Here is a 16,035-nt window from a genome sequence, read left to right as displayed (position 1 = left end):
ATCGTCCGATGCCGTGTGGGCGGCGTCGGTTCGGGCCTCATGCCCGGTCGGTGTGAATTGTGGAATTGTGTGGGGGTGCATCCCGGCCCACTGGCCGAGCCGGGATGCGGGGAAGTTGCGACTTAGCCGCAAACCTCGACGGTGCCCGCGGGCACATTCTGGCAGAGTGCTTCCTGCTCGATCCAGCCTGCTTCGACAACGTCGCCCAGGTTGGATGCGGTCACAGGAACCGGCTCAAGGAACTCAGCCCACATCTCGGTGCCGGCCGGGGAGGTCCACTGCTCTGCACCGTCGATGCCAGAGATGTCTGTGCCGCCTGCCAGCGCCACGGCGATTTCGCCTGCTGCGCGGCCGAGGTCACGTGCATCTTTCCAGACGGAGACAGTCTGCGTGCCCAGCGCAACGCGGTTCAGCGCGGCGTGGTCACCATCCTGACCGGAGACAGGAATACCTTCCATGCCCTGAGCGGTAAGCGCTGCAACAACACCGCCTGCGGTGCCGTCATTGGAGGCGATCACTGCGTCAACGTTGTTGTCTTGCGCGGTCAGGATCTGCTCCATGTTGCGCTGTGCGTTCGCAGGCAGCCAGCCATCGGTGTAGGCTTCACCAACGATGGTGATCGCACCGGAATCAACAGCCGCCTGGATCACTTCCTGCTGTCCGCCGCGCAGGAAGTCTGCGTTCGGATCGGTCGGGGAGCCCTTGATCATCACGTAGTTGCCTTCGGGCTGTGCTTCCAGCACGGCACGGGCCTGCATGCGGCCAACTTCGACGTTGTCGAAGGTCAGGTAGAAGGCGCGCGGATCTTCGATCAGGCGGTCATAAGCAACAACCGGAATGCCTTCATCGTCCGCAAGCTCAACTGCCGGGCCGATGGCCGAGGCATCTTGTGCCAGGATGATCAGCGCGTCCGCGCCCTGAGCGATCAGGGACTCGACGTCGGACAGCTGCTTGGAGGCAGAGGACTGCGCGTCGGACGAGATGTAGGTTGCGCCTGCCGCTTCGAGAGCTGCAACGATCGCGGCCTCATCCGTCTTCCAACGCTCTTCCTGGAAGTTGGACCAGCTCACGCCAACCGTCAGGTCCTGTGCAAGGGTCGGGGCTGCGAAACCGGCAGCCATGATGGCAGCTGCGGAAATCAGCTTGATGGTGTTCATGTTATCCTCCCGTGGACGTGGCCATAGCGACCACATTATTGGTGTCTTACGCACCGCCGAACGGTCCGGCGGCTTTGGACAGCCTCAGAATGGACAATTAAATTCGTTTGTCAAAATAATATTTGACCCGAAACCGGGAAATTTGCACGCTAACCCATAAATAGGACGCCCAGACGTGTTCGCGGGTGCAATAAAACCCAATTCAAAGCGGTTTAAATTGGATTGGAAAAATAAATGGTGGGGAACGAAGTGACAGGGTACGGACCAGCAGGCGTCTCGCAATCCGCATCGGAAGGCAGTGCACGCGACCTGATTTTCGCCAGAATCAGAGCGGCCGGAGAGATTGCGCGCGTCGATATCGCCCGTGATTTGGGAATCAGCCCGGCCACTGTGACTACACTGACAGCCGCCATGATGAATGAGGGTCTGATTGAAGAGACCCACGATACGCCCAACAACGGCAAGGCGCGTGGGCGTCCGCGCGTCTCGCTGCGTCTTTGCGCCGATGCGCATGTGGTCGCCGGGCTCAAGCTGGGGGACAAGGTGACCTCGCTGGTGATCCTCGACTTTCAGGGGCGGATACTTGCGGAGAGTTTCATGCGCACGCGGCTGGATCCAGCCGATCCAGATGCGCTGATCTATCACGTGCGCGCCACACTCACGGATGGATTGAACAAGGCCGGTCTGGTCATGGAGGATCTGTCGGCCATTGGGATCGGTGTGCCCGGCTTCGTCGATGCCTCGCGCGGGGTCGTCCATTGGTGTCCGCTCTTGCCTGAGCGCAATGTCGCCGTTGGCCCAGCGCTGACGGCCGCCTTGGGTCGCCCGGTCTTTATCGACAATGACGTGAACCTGCTGGCCATGGCCGAGTTGTGGTTCGGTGTCGGGCGGACAATGCGCGATTTTCTGGTCGTCACCATCGAACAGGGTGTCGGCATGGGGATCGTGATCAACAATCGGCTTTATCGTGGCACGCGGGGGCGCGGCGTAGAATTCGGACATATGAAGATCCAGCCCGAAGGCGCGTTGTGCCGGTGCGGGCAACGCGGTTGTCTGGAAGCCTATGTTGCTGACTATGCCCTGTTGCGCGAGGCGGGAACCGCCCTGCCCCATGCCCCCGACAACCCCAGCGAGCGGTTGGAACAGCTTTTTGCGGAGGCCAAGGCGGGAAACATGGCGGCACGCTCGATCTTTCGCCGCGCAGCGCGGCAATTCTCCATCGGGCTTGCCAATATCTGCAATATTTTCGATCCCGAGCTGGTGATCCTGTCCGGCGAACAAATGCGATATGACTATCTCTATTCCGGGGACGTGCAGGCGGAGATGGCGGCAAACTCCCTCGATCTGGGCGGAGAGCCGGTCGAGTTTCGGGTTCACAAGTGGGAAGATCAGCTATGGGCGAAGGGCGCGGGAGCCTATGCGCTAGACCGATTGTCTGATCAGATCATGGCGCGGGGATCGGTCGATGCGTAAGGCCATTGCGCTGCTCTTGGCCGCCGGACCCGCACAGGCCGGACCGCTCTTCGTCGAGGAAGCCGGGTTCGTCCACGAATATGTCGGTGGGTGGGAGCATTTCGTTGGCGGCGGTGTCGCCGTGCTCGACTGCAATGGCGATCAGCGGCCCGATCTTGTGATGGCCGGTGGCGCGGAGCCGATGACGCTGGCGGTGAACCGCTCTGATGCCGGTGCGCCCCTGCAGTTTGAAACATCCACCCTGCCCCATACGGATGTGACAGGGGCGTGGCCGCTCGACGTGGATGGGGACGGCAAGCTCGACCTAGCAGTATTGCGCGCGGGCGAGAACCTGCTGCTGCGCGGCGATGGATCCTGTGGGTTTGAGCGCGCCAATGAGGATTGGGGCTTTGAGGGCGGGACGCGCTGGTCCACCGCCTTCAGCGCCACCTGGCTCGACGGGGCGCCCGCGCTGGCCATCGGCAATTATGTGGATCGCACCGATCCCGAGGGGCCCTTCGGCGCATGCGATGCGAATGAGTTGCACCGCTGGACGGGTGAAGCGTTCGCCGCGGAGGCGCTGGAACCGGGGTTCTGTCCGCTTTCGATTCTGATCTCGGATGCGACGCGCTCCGGCACACCGATGCTTCGGATGAGCAATGACCGACACTATTACGTGCGCGGCGGGTCTGAGCAGATGTGGACGCTCAGCGCGGAACCGCGCCTGCTGACCGAGGAGGATGGCTGGCAGACACATCTCCTTTGGGGCATGGGCATTGCGAGCCGCGATCTGGATGGGGATGGAACGGCTGAAGTGATGCTCACGTCGATGGGCGACCAACGGCTTCAGATCAATCAGGGGGGGCATGGCTGGGCAGATGCACCTTTTGACCGCGGCACGGCCTCTCAACGTCCCTACACAGGCGGGGATGGACGGCCCTCAACCGGCTGGCACTCAGAGTTCGGGGATATGAACAATGACGGGCGCGATGATCTGTTTATCGCGAAGGGCAATGTCGATCAGATGCCGGGCCTTGCCCATGACGATCCGGACAACCTGTTGATGCAGGACGCCGATGGACGCTTTGTTGAGGTTGGCGACGTGGCGGGCATCGCGTCTCTGGCGCGGGGTCGTGGCGGGGCGATGGTGGATCTGAACGCGGACGGGCTGCTCGATCTGGTTGTGATCAACCGACGCGCGCCCGCCCTTGTCTACCGGAATGTCAGCACCGAGACCGGCAACTGGGTTCATATCGATGTGCGGGACGCAGCACCCAACACGCGTGCGGTGGGCGGGTTCATTGAGCTGGAAGGGCCATACGGCACCCAATGGCGCGAAATAACCGTCGGCGGTGGCCATGGTGGCGGGCAGGCGGTCGGCCATCATTTCGGAATTGGCGACCTGACCTCGACCCGTGCCCGCCTGCATTGGCCTGATGGCACGGTCAGCCCGTGGCAGGAGCTGACCGCAGGCGCGCGGCACAGGCTCAACCGTTAACGGTCAATCGGCAGACCGCTGGGAACAGTATCGGGAATTCCGAGCCGTCCGGCCACGCTCGCCTCATCGGTCAGCGCCTCGAGAAACGCGATGATGTCCGCGATTTCTGCGTCATCGAGTTGCGGGCCGGGTGCGGGCGCACTGGCCAATAGCGGCTCCAGATCCGGACCGTCCAGAACCTGCCAGTCGTCAAACCCGGCGGGTACAACGAATTGCGTGCGATCATAGCTGATCAGGGACTCTGCTGGGTTCAGGTGATGACGGATCACCCCTTCCAGTGTCGCATAGGCCCCGGCATGGGAATACGGCCCGGTCAGCGCCACATTGCGCAGGGACGGCGTGCGGAACGCATAGGCATCAGCCGGGTCGCCGGTGACACGCAGACGGCCTTCGTCACGGGCGTGGCTCTCAAAACTCGCGGCCTTTCCCGGCCCGGCCTGCGGCATGGCGAGCGCATGAAAATCGTGATCCGTCTGGAAGGGGCCAGAATGACACTCGGCACAGCCCGCTTCACCATAGAACAGAATGCGCCCGCGCTCAGCCGCGTCGGGCAACGGCGTCCCATCGCGCAGATAGGCATCGAACGGGCTCTGATCAGAGCGCCATTCAAGCGCCATGAACTCCGCCACCGCATCCGAAATGTCGGTGAAGCCGATATCGCGGGTGCCCAGCACGGCCTCGAAACGATCCGCGTAGCCCGGCAATGCGGCAACACGCGCGCTGATCAGCGCCCACGCGCCCTGCTCTCCGGTGATGAACCCCTGCCGGACCGCCTGCGAGATATCATTCTCTGAATAATGTCCCGCCATCTCATCATCGGACAGAACCGGGAACATGGTCTGAGCCGACAACACGCCCGAGAACCCAGAAACCATGTCCTGCCCCAATGGGGTGCGGATGCCGCCGGGACGGGTTTCGTCCGCTTCCAGCCGACCATCATGGAACATCACGGTGAATTCCCGCGCGCCAAGATTGAAAAGCGCAGGCGCGTTGCGCGGAATGCGCTGCTCTGGCGGGTTGTCGGTGCTCGCCACGCGTTCCGGTCCCAGCCCTTGCCCGCCTTCACCCAGGCTCAATGCGACACCGTCTGCCGTCGCATGGTCGGGGTGATGACAGGTGGCGCAAGAGATCGTGCGATTGCCCGACAGGATCGGATCGAAAAACAGATCACGCCCGATCTCAGCCAAGGCGTGATTGATGGGAAAGTAATCCGCATCCGTCGGGGCGGAAAACTCCTGCGCGCCAGCCGGAGCGGCCAACAGGGAACAGAGCAATATTCGTTTCATGTCAAGACGATGTCCCGCAAACGACTAGGATGCAAGCCTCTTTCGAACAGCATCATGTCACAGCGGATCGTGCATGAAATTCCGGGCGGTCCCAGCTGCCTGACTCCAGAATTTCTGCCAGGATTTCGGCGGCGCGCACGACCTCCTCCTCTGACAGGTAGAGCGGCGTGAACCCGAAGCGGATCAGGTTAGGCGCACGGAAATCGCCCACCACACCGCGCGCGATCAATGCCTGCATCACCGCATATCCGTGTGGATGGGCAAAGCTGACCTGCGAGCCGCGCTGCTCGGCCACGCGGGGGGAGGCCAGCACCAGATCGGTGCGCGCCTCGACCTCTGCAATGAAGCGCTCGGACAAGGCGATGGACGCTGCACGCAGATCGTGCAGATCGACTCCCTCCCACGCATCGAGCGCGGCATCAAGTGCGGCGAATTGCAGGATCGGCGGCGTGCCGACGCGCATACGCTCAATACCGCCACCGGGACGGTAATCCGCATCAAAGGCAAAGGGCGCTTCATGGCCCAACCAGCCCGACAGCGCCGGACGCACCTGCTCCACATGCCGGGGGGCTACATAGATGAAGGCCGGGGCCCCCGGCCCGCCGTTCAGATACTTGTAGGTACACCCGACCGCGAAATCGGCGTTGCATGTGGACAGGTGAACGGGCAACGCTCCCGCACTGTGGGCCAGATCCCAGATCGTGATGATCCCCAACGCCTGTGCGGCCTTCGTCAGCGCGGCCATGTCATGCTTTCGTCCGGAGCGGTAGTCGACCTCGGTCAACATCAGAACGCCAACATCCTCACTCAATGTCTCGGCAATCCGCTCGGGTGCGACCGTCACCAGCTCATGCCCCTGATCCAGCGCGCCGATCAGCCCCTGCGCCATGTAGAGATCAGAGGGGAAATTGCCCGTATCGCTGAGAATGATCTTGCGATCCGTCATGTCGAGCGCGGCGGCAAGCGCCTGATAGACCTTGATCGACAAGGTGTCGCCGCAGGTCACGCTGCCCGGCTCTGCGCCGATCAATGGTGCAATCCTGTCCCCCAATGCCGTGGCCTGCGCCATCCAACCCGCCTTGTTCCAGCCGGTAATCAGCATCTCACCCCATTCGTCGGCCAGGGTTTGGGTCAGACGCGCCTGTGCTGCTTTCGGTAAGGGGCCAAGGGAGTTTCCGTCGAGGTAAATCATCCCCTCGGGCAAGTGAAACAGGGTGCGGGTGGCGGCAAAGTCTGTCATGGGAAATCCTGTCAAATCTGGCCGAACGCTAGAAGCGAATGCGCGGGTTGGAAACCCCTTGCTTGCACCGGTCAGCGCGTGCTTTTGACCGCTTGGACGAAAAACTATCCATTACCGTTGCTGGCCTGATAAGGTGACCGCGGACAGACCCGGCCGGGACAGACAGTCGGGATGCAAGGGACAGATCAGGTTGAGACACGACCCGCCAGCTTCGCCGGACCGGCGCGCGCGCCCTGTGCGCGGGCATCAAGGCAATGCCGTTGTCCTGCATGCTGATTTGGTGGGATTTTCCCTGTTGGCCCGGCAGGCACAGCGGCGTGGACCCGCAGGCGCAGAAGCCTTCGCGGCAGAGCTCGACCGCTACTTCTGTGCCGTGATCGATGCGTGCCGGGCGCGTGGCGGAATCATCGGAGGGATGGTCGGCGATGCACTGACGGCCTTCTGGCCCGACGGAGAGGGCGCGCAGGCGGTTTGCAATGCCATCGCCGCAGCGCAGATATGTCACGACTCTATGCCAATGGGTTTAACCTGCCGGATCAGCCTTGCCCGTGGAGATGTCGCGTTGTCGCGGCACCAACCGCCCGGTGACGGAGAGGTCTGGTTGCTGTCCGGCTCAGCCCCTCTGCGGGCGGCCCTGCTCAACGCACAGACGCCAGCCGGCCGCACGATGTTAGAGCCGGATCTGGCCGCCGCCGCCCAGGCATCTGGCCTATCGCTCGATGCCGTCATAGCGGACTGGGATGATCAGCCGCAACTCGTCGCACAGGGTCAGCCTGTCTGGTCCGGTGCGCCCGCCCCGGCATCTGAAATCTGGCCCTTCCCGCGACATGACCGGGCGCCGCTGTCGCTCGTTTGGCAGGATGCGACAAGCCGGTTGGCCCTTTCAGAGGCGGGAAACGCATTTTTCCGCGACCTGACGATCCTGTCGATTGACCTGTCCGAAGGTGCGGGCCCTGCCGGCCTCTCACCCGAACAGCTCGACATGCGATTGCAGGCAGTCCTGGCTGAAATCGAACTCTGGCAGGGCCTCGCCATCAATGTGCTGGCCGAAGAGAAAGGCGTGATCCTGCACGCAGCCTTCGGGCTGCCGCCCGCTGGCCCCGAAAAGCGCGTGGTGCGCGCCGTCGATGCCGCGCTCAACCTGCGCAGGTCGGAAAAAACGCGAGACATGCCAATTGGAGTCGCAAGTGGCCGGATGTTTGTGGCGGCACTTGGAAGTGGACCGGTGCGGGCTGTTTCGGCCTTTGGATGGCCCAGCGCGCTTGCGACGCGGCTGATGCAGCGGCAAGGCGATACCGTACTGGTCGACGAGGCCACGGGCGCTGCGGTCTCAGAGCAGTTCGATCTGGCCCCCGAAACCATTGACGATTTGAAAGGCGCGCGCGGGCCGGTTCACGCCGCGCGGGTGCTGCGGCGCTGGCGCAGTGCGGCCAGTAAGGCGCCGATTGCCTTGCCCGACAGTCTCGCCGCCCTCCTCAACCCCGAAACATCGACACGCAGCCTCACCGTGCGGGGCGCATCGGGCTTGGGCAAGTCGCGGCTGTGTGCAGCAGCGACCGAGGCTGCCCGCGCGGGTGGTTGGATTGCGGTTCAAACCGTGCCACGTCCCGGCGCGATCACCCAACCGCTGGCCGGGCTCAATCGTGTGATCAGGGCCTTGGATCCTGAAGCGCAACCTGCCGCCGAGGCGCAGCAAACAGCGGCTAACCTCGCCACACAATTGGATCTGTTTTCACGTCGGGCGACATCACCAATCCTTGTCGTGATTGACGACGCGCAAACGCTTGATCGGGAAAGCGCCGAGCTGCTGATCCAGGCAAGCGCGCGCCGGTCCCTGCGCCTGATCCTGAGCGCACCAACCGAGGCTGACATTGCACCGACCGAGGCGGAGGTGTTGCTGACCCCGTTCCGTGCTGAGGACGCGCGCAGTTTTATTTGCGCGCAGACCAAGACCGCCAATTGCGAGCCGGAAGCACTGGGCCTTTTGATGGAGCGGACGGGCGGCAACCCCCTGCACCTGCGCGAACTGGTGGAGGCCATGCTCGGCGATGGCAGCTTGATCGACGAGGGCGGGGCCCTGCGCCTCGTGACGGATGGGTCAGGCAGCCTGAGCGTCGGGGCGTCCGAGGCAAGCGGCCTGCGCGACCTCGCGCTCAGCCGTCTCGACGCGCTGCCCTCCGAACAACGCGCGATCCTGTCCATTGCCGCCGTACTCGGCGAACCTTTCGACTCTGATGACATTGCAAGCCTTTCGGAATTGGCGGTCAAAGACGTCTCAGACGGGATTGCGACGCTCAAAGGCGCCGGTTTGCTGGAAACCAGTCCGACCGGAAGGGCCTTCGTGCCCAGCGCCGTGATCCGCGAAGTCGCCTATGAGGCGCTACCCTATCGCACCCGTGCTGGCTTGCATTTGCGGATCGCAGAGCGGGGGACTGCCGGTGATCTTGCGCAGGAGGCGCGGCATTGGGCCGGGGCCGGGCAATTGGCCGAGGCCATCACGTGTCATGAGCGTATGGCCCAGGACGCTGTGAAGGCCCACGCCTATGGAACAGCGATTGCCCATGCGGCTCAGGCGCGCCGTCTGGCCGCTGACGCAGGCGATCAGGTCAGCCGCGCGCGGCTGCAAAAGCTGGCCTTGATCGAGGGCACGGCTGCACTTGAAGACGTCGAGCTGGCCCACGCCCGCCAATGTCTGACCGATCTTCTGGCCGATCTTGACGTCACGATCCCAGAGGGGACGCGCGGCTGCGATTTCCACCGCTTTGGGTCGGCAGTTGCGCCACCGGACCCGCGCGCCCCGCATCATCCCGGACGAGCGAATGGCGATGAGCGCGCTGGCCCGCAAGCACCTGGCAGAGATCGCCTATTTCGATGGGGAAACCGATCTGGTTTTGCTCCACACCCTTCAATCGCTGAATGAAGCGGAGCGGACGGGCAGTGTCGCGGAAACGGTCGCCGGATTTGCAGCCCTATCCATCGGGCTGGAGACCGCTGGGCTACGCCGCTTTGCTGACGGATATTCCCGCCGTGCACGCGCGGCAGCCGCCGCTGGCGATAATCCCCCGGATATTGCGTTCGCCGCGCTCGTCGCACTGGTTCTACACGCAGGTCGTGCCGATTGGTCGGTGGCCCGAACAGCCGGGGTGGAGGCCGCGGACCTCTACAAAGATCTCGGGGCAGACGGACGTTGGCAACAAACCATGGCGACCTTGGTTCATGCCGATCTGGCGCGCGAAGGACCACCGCGTTCGTCCCCTTTCCATGCCGAACTGGATGCTGCGGCAGATATCCGGACAAGCGCTCAAATCCGCGTTTGGTCGCTCTGGGCGCATCTGCTCACCGCGATGCGTGGGGCCGAAAGGCCGGATACCGATCAATTGAACGCGCTAATAGCATTGCTCGATCATCCAAAATTGAACGAGGCAGATCGTCTGGGCGCATTGTCGATCGCAGCGCTGGCCCAATTGCGGTGTTCGGATCGCGAAGGCGCGCGCGCGACCGTGGCGCGCGCCCTCGATCTGGCTGAACGGCGCCCGCCAGCCGCATGGCATGTGGCGTCAGCGCTGGATGCGCTGACCGTCGCCGCCGCACTGACCGATCCGGGCACGCCTGTCGCGATCCAGCGGCTTCAGCGCGCCCGCACCATCGCCGCCCGGCTGGCACGCACGTTGCCCGTGGCGCGACCCACACTGCATTTTGCCAAGGCCATGCATGACAGCGCGCAAGGCAAAGCCGGTCGCGCGCGCCTTCAATTTGCGCGCAGCCGTGCCGTGAGCCTGCAAAACGCCCAGACACGCAGCGCCGATCTGCTGCACGCCACGCTCAGCGCACTCGAAATTTCACCTGAGCTTTGGCCAGACGAACAAAAGCGATGAGAACTGTGCGTTTTGACACTTGCCGCAGCGGCAAGCGGTTCGGACATTGGCCGCAAGCCATGGCAGATCATGAGACGAACGACGGACCCCCTTCATGACCAAGCGAAAGATCGCGATTCTGGGTGGCGGCATCAGCGCGCTGACCACCGCACTGGAACTGACCGCCACGCCGGAATTGCGTGCGAAGCACGATGTTAGCATCTGGCAGATGGGGTGGCGGCTGGGCGGAAAATGCGCCACTGGCCGCGATGAACAGGGCCGCATTCTGGAACATGGCCTGCATTTCTGGTTCGGGTGCTATGACAACGCCTGGGCAATGCTGCGCGATGTCTATGCCGAGTGGGAGGATCGCCCCTCAAACTGCCCCTACCGCACGGGGTTCGACGCGTTCGAGCCACAGAACTACACCCCGCTGTGGACGGAAATCTCTCCTGATGATTGGGGCTTTTACAATGTGACCTGGCCCACCAATGATGACGAGCGTGGGAACGGGCACGTCAATCTCAGCTTTCGGGGAATGCTGTCGCAGCTGGCCAATCTGTTGCGCGAATTGCTTGGACGCACCGAGCACGACACGTCTGATCATGAGGCGGTGCTGCACACCGTATCAAAGGCGCTCGACAACGGGGATCCCGGGCGCGATCTGCATGACCGAATGGCGCAGCTTGAGGCGCAATTCGCACCCGGAGACGCGAATGCCGTACCGCTTTCGGGCCTGTTCCGCGATGTATTGGCATTGGGATTTGCCTTCCTGCGCGGTGCGATGTGGGACATCGTCGTGCGCGGCAAGTCACTTGATGAGCTGAACGCGGTGGAGTTTCGCGACTGGCTGATCTCTCACGGTGCGGATGTCGAAATGGTCACGCATTCCTCGGTCGTGCGCGCGATTTATGATTGCTGCTTCTGGTATGTGAACGGCAACCACTCCGCGCCGTCCTGCGGCACGGGCACAGCGCTGCGGGTGATATTGCGCATCTGCACGACCTATAAAGAGTCGGTCATGTTCACGATCAAAGCCGGAATGGGAGAGGCCGTTGTAGCCCCCATGTATGACGTGCTGCGTGCGCGTGGCGTGACATTCAACTTCTTTCACAAAACCACGCATTTGCACCTGTCTGAAGACAAGGGCCGGATCGACAAGGTCACATTGGCGCGGCAGGCAGAGCTGATCGGCGACTACACGGCAACCAAGGTGATCCGAGGCATTCCGACCTGGCCTGCGGAGCCCTACTGGGACCAGCTTGTCGATGGCCGGGCCTTGCAGCAGGCCGGTGTTGATTTCGAAAACCATTGGTCGCCCGGCTACCCCACCGCTCCGGTCGAGCTGGTGCGGGGCACCGATTTTGATGAGATCGTTCTGGGCATCAGCATCGGCGCTCTCAAACGCCTCAATCATGAGGAGCCGAGCCTCGCGCAAGAGCTGCTGGACCGGGGTGGGCGCTTTGCCCGCATGGTCGAAGGCACTGGGATCGTACCGACCCTGGCCGCGCAAGTCTGGCTGCCACAAGACACGCAGGAATTGGGCTGGCGGGAGCGCCCGGCCACGGTCGGAGGGCCAGAGCCCTGGGACATCTGGGCGGATATGAGCCAGACCCTGCCCGCAGAGGGCCTGCACAGCGGGTCGGTTCATTACCTTTGCGGCGCCTATAACACGACACTTTACCGTGCCCCGGCCAATGCGGATGCACAGGCAGAGGCGATGGCGGAAGTCACCGCAAGCTTTGAGGACTGGGTCACCGCCTGGGGCCACGAGGCCTGGCCCAATCGGCCAGAGGGCGCGATCCCGCCCCGGGCGCTCTATCTGCGGGCCAATATCGACCCCTCGGAATGCACGGTCGGTGCCGCCGCAGGCGAGGTTGCCCTGCGATTGAAGGTTGACGAGACGGGGATCGAAAACCTGACCCTGACCGGTTGCTACACCAAGACCGGCCTGAACACGACCTGTGTGGAAGGCGCGGTGATGAGTGGCAAGCAAGCCTCCCGCGCGATTTGCGGCAGCCCCCGGCATGTGCCGGGCGAACACTACCTTTAAAGGACCAAGACCGATGAGCAGAGATGTCAGCCATTTGCCCCGCTATGTGGATCGCCTTGGACATGGGGAAATCTGCTTTCCCCAACCGCTGCAACTGAAGGGCACACGGTCCTACGCATTCAACATCGCGGCAGATCGCGACAAGGTTCAGGCCCTGCTCGACAGCCAGCTGAACAGCGCCTGCGCGCCAGATCTGCGATATACGCCAGTCTCTGACAGTGTGCTGCTGACTTATCTGGAAGTGGAGACGGCCACGTCGCTCAGCCAGACAATCGGCGTGCAGGGAGATCGGGAATGCATGTTCTGGATCCCAATGTGGGAGTGGAAAAAGGGCCGCCTGCTGCCGCGTCTCACCTTCTTTGTCCCTTACCTTTTCATCAATGTGGACACTGGCCTCGTCGTCGGGCGTGAGATCTGGGGCTATCGCAAGACATTGGGGGTGATCGACCTGCCCGAACCGGGGGAGAGCCGCTTTGTCTGTTCAACAACCATTTTCCCGACGTTTTCAGACACGACCCGCGCCCAGCATGCGGAAATCGTGACCGTTCAAGGTACCAAACCTCTCACCGATGCGCAGACCGAGTTCGACAATGCGGAAGGTTTGCTGCACGCCATCAAGCGCGAAATGCGGCATGAGCGTGGTTTGCTCGAAACGGTGGTCGAGGGTGCAACGGATTTCGCCTTCGACATCGCCCGGCTCGCCTTTGATTTCAACGTGCATGTTGTGAATCTCAAGCAATTCCGCGCGGCGGAAGACTGGCAGCGCGCCTGCTATCAGGCGGTGTGTGAAAGCCCTGCCCATCTGGACGCCGTCCATCGTGGCGGACTGTTGCCCGGCGACTGGCAGGCCAGCGTGCGGATGTGTGACAGCCACCAGATCGTCAACGATCTGGGGCTGCATGGTTCTGTGGATGGTGACATTCTGACCACGGATGTGCGCTTTGCGTTCTGGGTGGAGTTCGACTTTACGACACTGAACGGCGTCACGTTGTGGGAGGCGGGCTGACGCCCCTCTCCCCTCCACGACCGAGGATTCAAAGAATTTTCCAGGGCGTTCAGCCCTGATCATTCACCGGGCGCGCGCCCAATCGGCGTGCGATCCGGGACAAAAGCGGACGCACTGGCAAAAACCCGCGATAGAGCAGTTCGAGAAGCTGCGCGATCCCCGGAATTGCGGCGATCCGTGCCAGCCAGCGCCACCGGTCAAATTGCAGCCAGAGATGCGCGAAACCGCGCGCCCCGGATCGCAATGTGCCGTCGGCGTCGCGGACATGGAACCGCTTCATCGCATCCGTGCGATCCAGATCCGCACCGGCATCCGCGCCCTCTTGCGAAATATCGACAAAACAGACGCCTTCAGCCCCTTTTTGACGGGAATACAAACCAATCTCGGCAGAGCAAAGAGCGCAGGAGCCATCATAGTAGACAGTCGCCTTGGGTTCAGCAGGTGTGTCAGCCATCGCATCTCTCCTTCGACACATAAGGTAGGACGCAGGGGCAGAGAACGCCATCTGTCATAGGGTCACAGGCCGTCGCGTGCGCAGAGCGCGTCTGCCGCCGCCTTGCCAGATTCCAACGCCGCCTCAGCTGATCCCCCATTGATCGAGGTGATCGTCCAGTCCCCGGCAAGCGACAGATTTGCAAACCCATCCCAATCGGGCGGCAAACGATAGGCTATGGACCCCGGCGGGGTGCGTACATACAGCTCGGTCGGCGCGATGTTGATGTGATCGTACTGACCCAGAACCGCGTCCATATTGAAACCATCCGGCCCCATCAGATCAGGCCAAAGTGCACCTGCGCTTTCATCCAGCCAATCCTGTGTCATGCCCTGGCCCAGCGCATTGGCCCGTTCAATCGCGTCGGGCATTTCAACACTGATCGGTGGCACGAAATCGGGCATCGGCACCACGCCGACGAGGTATTGGCAACTCTGCGCGGTGCCTGCGGGCCACGTCTCCTCAGCCAGCAATTCAGACATGTCTGCCCACGTTCCGAGCGGAGCGACATAAGCCCCGCTGATCGCGCCCGCCTCATGCCATCCAGCGGCCACGCTGTCCCGATCAAACCAGAGTTGGACCGAATGGGTCGGTACGCTGAACCGCCCCACTTTGTCGAGCATCGCAGCCCAGTCGCGATTGCTCTCGGCCAACTGGGTCGTAATCGGCTCTGCCGCGCGTGGGGGGATCGCCAGGATCACCTCATCAAAATCACGACCCACGTCCAACACTTCCTCGCGCAGGCTGTGGTGCTGCCACGGATTCTCGAAGTTGATGCCCCGCAGGGCATCACCCCCCTGCAACTGATCCCATTTCGGCTCAGACGGCCAACAATCGAGGGATTTGACACGCACGAACGGATCATAGTTGCCAAGGGTCTCTGCCTGCACTTGAAGGCGAACTCTGGTGATGCGCGATCGATCCGTCTCGATCCCGCTCACCCGACGGAACAGGCGGAACGTGGCCCCCTGACGTTCACAACATTTCCAGAGCGGGGTGAACACCGTATCCCCCATACCGGCATTCATGCGCCACATCGGCGCGTCGCGATACCCCGCGCAAAGATCAAGCACCAGTTTCAGGCAGGCGCCCGCAGCAATGTCGGCATATTCCTCGGTCCGTCCGCGTCCGCCGATATAGGCAAAGGCCAGATCATAGATCACGCGCACGGTCTCGGACCACGCGGCCTTCTCACTGGCACCGTGCGAGATCAGCCATTTGCGGAAATCGACATCGTTGATCCGGTCCCAAGCATTCCAGCCATGGGGCAGGATGTCGGCGAAATACCCGCGCAGCACCGCCCCCCCCAGCTCCAAAAGATCGCCCAGGACATGCCAGGTCAGGCGAATGTCCTCACCCAATTCGCGCAGGCGATCCAGGAAACTGTCCATGATCCCGGCCGCGGCATGGGGCGCATCTGGCGCCTGACGCGTTGCAGCCTTTGGCAGATCACTGTCAACGTCGACGGGCTGCGAGTGGCGATAGAGCATGCTGGCCAAACGTTCCGGCGCATGGCGCAGATCATCGACGCTTCCCTCCCACGGCTTGCCCGGCCAGCGTGGGGCATGCAGCGTGTACTCGGCCCATCCGTCCCCCCCACCATTGCCGGGCGCCGCCCACAGCGTGACCTTGCGATCCGGCGTAAAGGCATGGGCGACACTCTCAAACACGCCATCGCGCGCACCGTCCAGCTTGCCATAAGCCTCATGCAGCATCGAAAAGGCAGTGCGGTAGAACCCAAGGAAGATGTGCAATCCATGCTCTTCGATCATGTCATGCTCATCGGTGCGTCGCCCGCTGGCCCCCTTGCCGCCGACCCGCCAACCCTGACTGACCAGCGTTACGTCAAATGCCTCCCGCCGCTGCGCCGTGGCCCCCAGCGTATAGGCTGCGGCCATTCCCCCGCAGCCGCCGCCCAGGATCAGAACGCGGGTCTTGCTTGTCTTGCTCATTGGTATGCCTTACGAAATTTACCGAATTGGTCGGACAGGTGTGA

11 protein-coding genes are annotated in these 16,035 nt (G+C 62.6%); 6 read left to right on the top strand and 5 right to left on the bottom strand.

Features of this window, described 5'->3' with window-relative positions; all coding sequences use genetic code 11:
- Positions 1-122 precede the first annotated feature (122 nt).
- Positions 123-1,157 (bottom strand): D-xylose ABC transporter substrate-binding protein, encoded by a 1,035-nt coding sequence (gene xylF, locus POI8812_RS15985; protein WP_181377210.1) that lies wholly within the window; start codon positions 1,155-1,157, stop codon positions 123-125.
- Between the two features lie 234 nt (positions 1,158-1,391).
- Here xylF and POI8812_RS15980 point away from each other — a divergent pair, with 234 nt between their 5' ends.
- Entirely contained in the window at positions 1,392-2,630 is a 1,239-nt protein-coding gene (locus tag POI8812_RS15980) for an ROK family transcriptional regulator (protein WP_108783598.1), read from the top strand.
- On the top strand, positions 2,623-4,107 hold the full coding sequence (locus tag POI8812_RS15975) for an FG-GAP repeat domain-containing protein (protein WP_108783597.1): 1,485 nt from the start codon (positions 2,623-2,625) through the stop codon (positions 4,105-4,107). The genes POI8812_RS15980 and POI8812_RS15975 overlap by 8 nt, the downstream gene beginning before the upstream one ends.
- On the opposite strand, the gene POI8812_RS15970 is transcribed toward POI8812_RS15975, so the two are convergent.
- Complete coding sequence (locus tag POI8812_RS15970) at positions 4,104-5,393, bottom strand: cytochrome-c peroxidase (RefSeq protein ID WP_108783596.1); 1,290 nt, start codon at positions 5,391-5,393, stop codon at positions 4,104-4,106. The two genes, POI8812_RS15975 and POI8812_RS15970, sit on opposite strands and share 4 nt — an antisense overlap.
- Positions 5,394-5,445: 52 nt before the next feature.
- Complete coding sequence (gene kynU / locus POI8812_RS15965) at positions 5,446-6,633, bottom strand: kynureninase (protein WP_108783595.1); 1,188 nt, start codon at positions 6,631-6,633, stop codon at positions 5,446-5,448.
- A gap of 190 nt (positions 6,634-6,823) precedes the next feature.
- On the opposite strand from kynU, the gene POI8812_RS15960 reads away from it, so the two are divergent.
- The 4 genes from POI8812_RS15960 (at position 6,824) to POI8812_RS15945 (ending at position 13,546) form a co-directional block, all read left to right on the top strand.
- Positions 6,824-9,553 carry an AAA family ATPase gene (locus POI8812_RS15960; RefSeq protein ID WP_146186186.1) on the top strand — a complete coding sequence of 910 codons (2,730 nt, stop codon included), beginning with the start codon at positions 6,824-6,826 and terminating at the stop codon, positions 9,551-9,553.
- The gene (locus POI8812_RS15955; protein WP_147298298.1) at positions 9,459-10,508 is read left to right on the top strand and encodes a hypothetical protein; all 1,050 of its coding nucleotides are present in this window, start codon (positions 9,459-9,461) and stop codon (positions 10,506-10,508) included. The genes POI8812_RS15960 and POI8812_RS15955 overlap by 95 nt, the downstream gene beginning before the upstream one ends.
- Positions 10,509-10,602: 94 nt before the next feature.
- Complete coding sequence (locus tag POI8812_RS15950; protein ID WP_108783592.1) at positions 10,603-12,540, top strand: FAD-dependent oxidoreductase; 1,938 nt, start codon at positions 10,603-10,605, stop codon at positions 12,538-12,540.
- A 13-nt stretch (positions 12,541-12,553) separates the two neighbouring features.
- Positions 12,554-13,546 (top strand): hypothetical protein, encoded by a 993-nt coding sequence (locus tag POI8812_RS15945; protein WP_108783591.1) that lies wholly within the window; start codon positions 12,554-12,556, stop codon positions 13,544-13,546.
- Positions 13,547-13,595: 49 nt separating this feature from the next.
- Here the strand turns inward: POI8812_RS15945 and POI8812_RS15940 are convergent, their stop codons facing one another.
- A complete protein-coding gene (locus tag POI8812_RS15940) occupies positions 13,596-14,000 on the bottom strand; it encodes a thiol-disulfide oxidoreductase DCC family protein (RefSeq protein WP_108783590.1) in 405 nt (134 codons plus the stop codon).
- Positions 14,001-14,062: 62 nt separating this feature from the next.
- Complete coding sequence (locus POI8812_RS15935; RefSeq protein ID WP_108783589.1) at positions 14,063-15,991, bottom strand: FAD-dependent oxidoreductase; 1,929 nt, start codon at positions 15,989-15,991, stop codon at positions 14,063-14,065.
- Positions 15,992-16,035 lie beyond the last annotated feature (44 nt).

This window comes from Pontivivens insulae (genome assembly GCF_900302495.1).
Classification (GTDB): Bacteria; Pseudomonadota; Alphaproteobacteria; order Rhodobacterales; family Rhodobacteraceae; genus Pontivivens; species Pontivivens insulae.
This window is presented reverse-complemented; position numbering and strand designations above follow the sequence as displayed.

Coding starts and splice junctions, on each gene's coding strand:
- POI8812_RS15970 (WP_108783596.1), bottom strand. CDS start 5,393: ATGAAACGAATATTGCTCTGTTCCCTGTTGGCCGCTCCGGCTGGCGCG.
- POI8812_RS15955 (WP_147298298.1), top strand. CDS start 9,459: ATGAGCGCGCTGGCCCGCAAGCACCTGGCAGAGATCGCCTATTTCGAT.
- kynU (WP_108783595.1), bottom strand. CDS start 6,633: ATGACAGACTTTGCCGCCACCCGCACCCTGTTTCACTTGCCCGAGGGG.
- POI8812_RS15945 (WP_108783591.1), top strand. CDS start 12,554: ATGAGCAGAGATGTCAGCCATTTGCCCCGCTATGTGGATCGCCTTGGA.
- POI8812_RS15935 (WP_108783589.1), bottom strand. CDS start 15,991: ATGAGCAAGACAAGCAAGACCCGCGTTCTGATCCTGGGCGGCGGCTGC.
- POI8812_RS15950 (WP_108783592.1), top strand. CDS start 10,603: ATGACCAAGCGAAAGATCGCGATTCTGGGTGGCGGCATCAGCGCGCTG.
- xylF (WP_181377210.1), bottom strand. CDS start 1,157: ATGAACACCATCAAGCTGATTTCCGCAGCTGCCATCATGGCTGCCGGT.
- POI8812_RS15980 (WP_108783598.1), top strand. CDS start 1,392: ATGGTGGGGAACGAAGTGACAGGGTACGGACCAGCAGGCGTCTCGCAA.
- POI8812_RS15940 (WP_108783590.1), bottom strand. CDS start 14,000: ATGGCTGACACACCTGCTGAACCCAAGGCGACTGTCTACTATGATGGC.
- POI8812_RS15975 (WP_108783597.1), top strand. CDS start 2,623: ATGCGTAAGGCCATTGCGCTGCTCTTGGCCGCCGGACCCGCACAGGCC.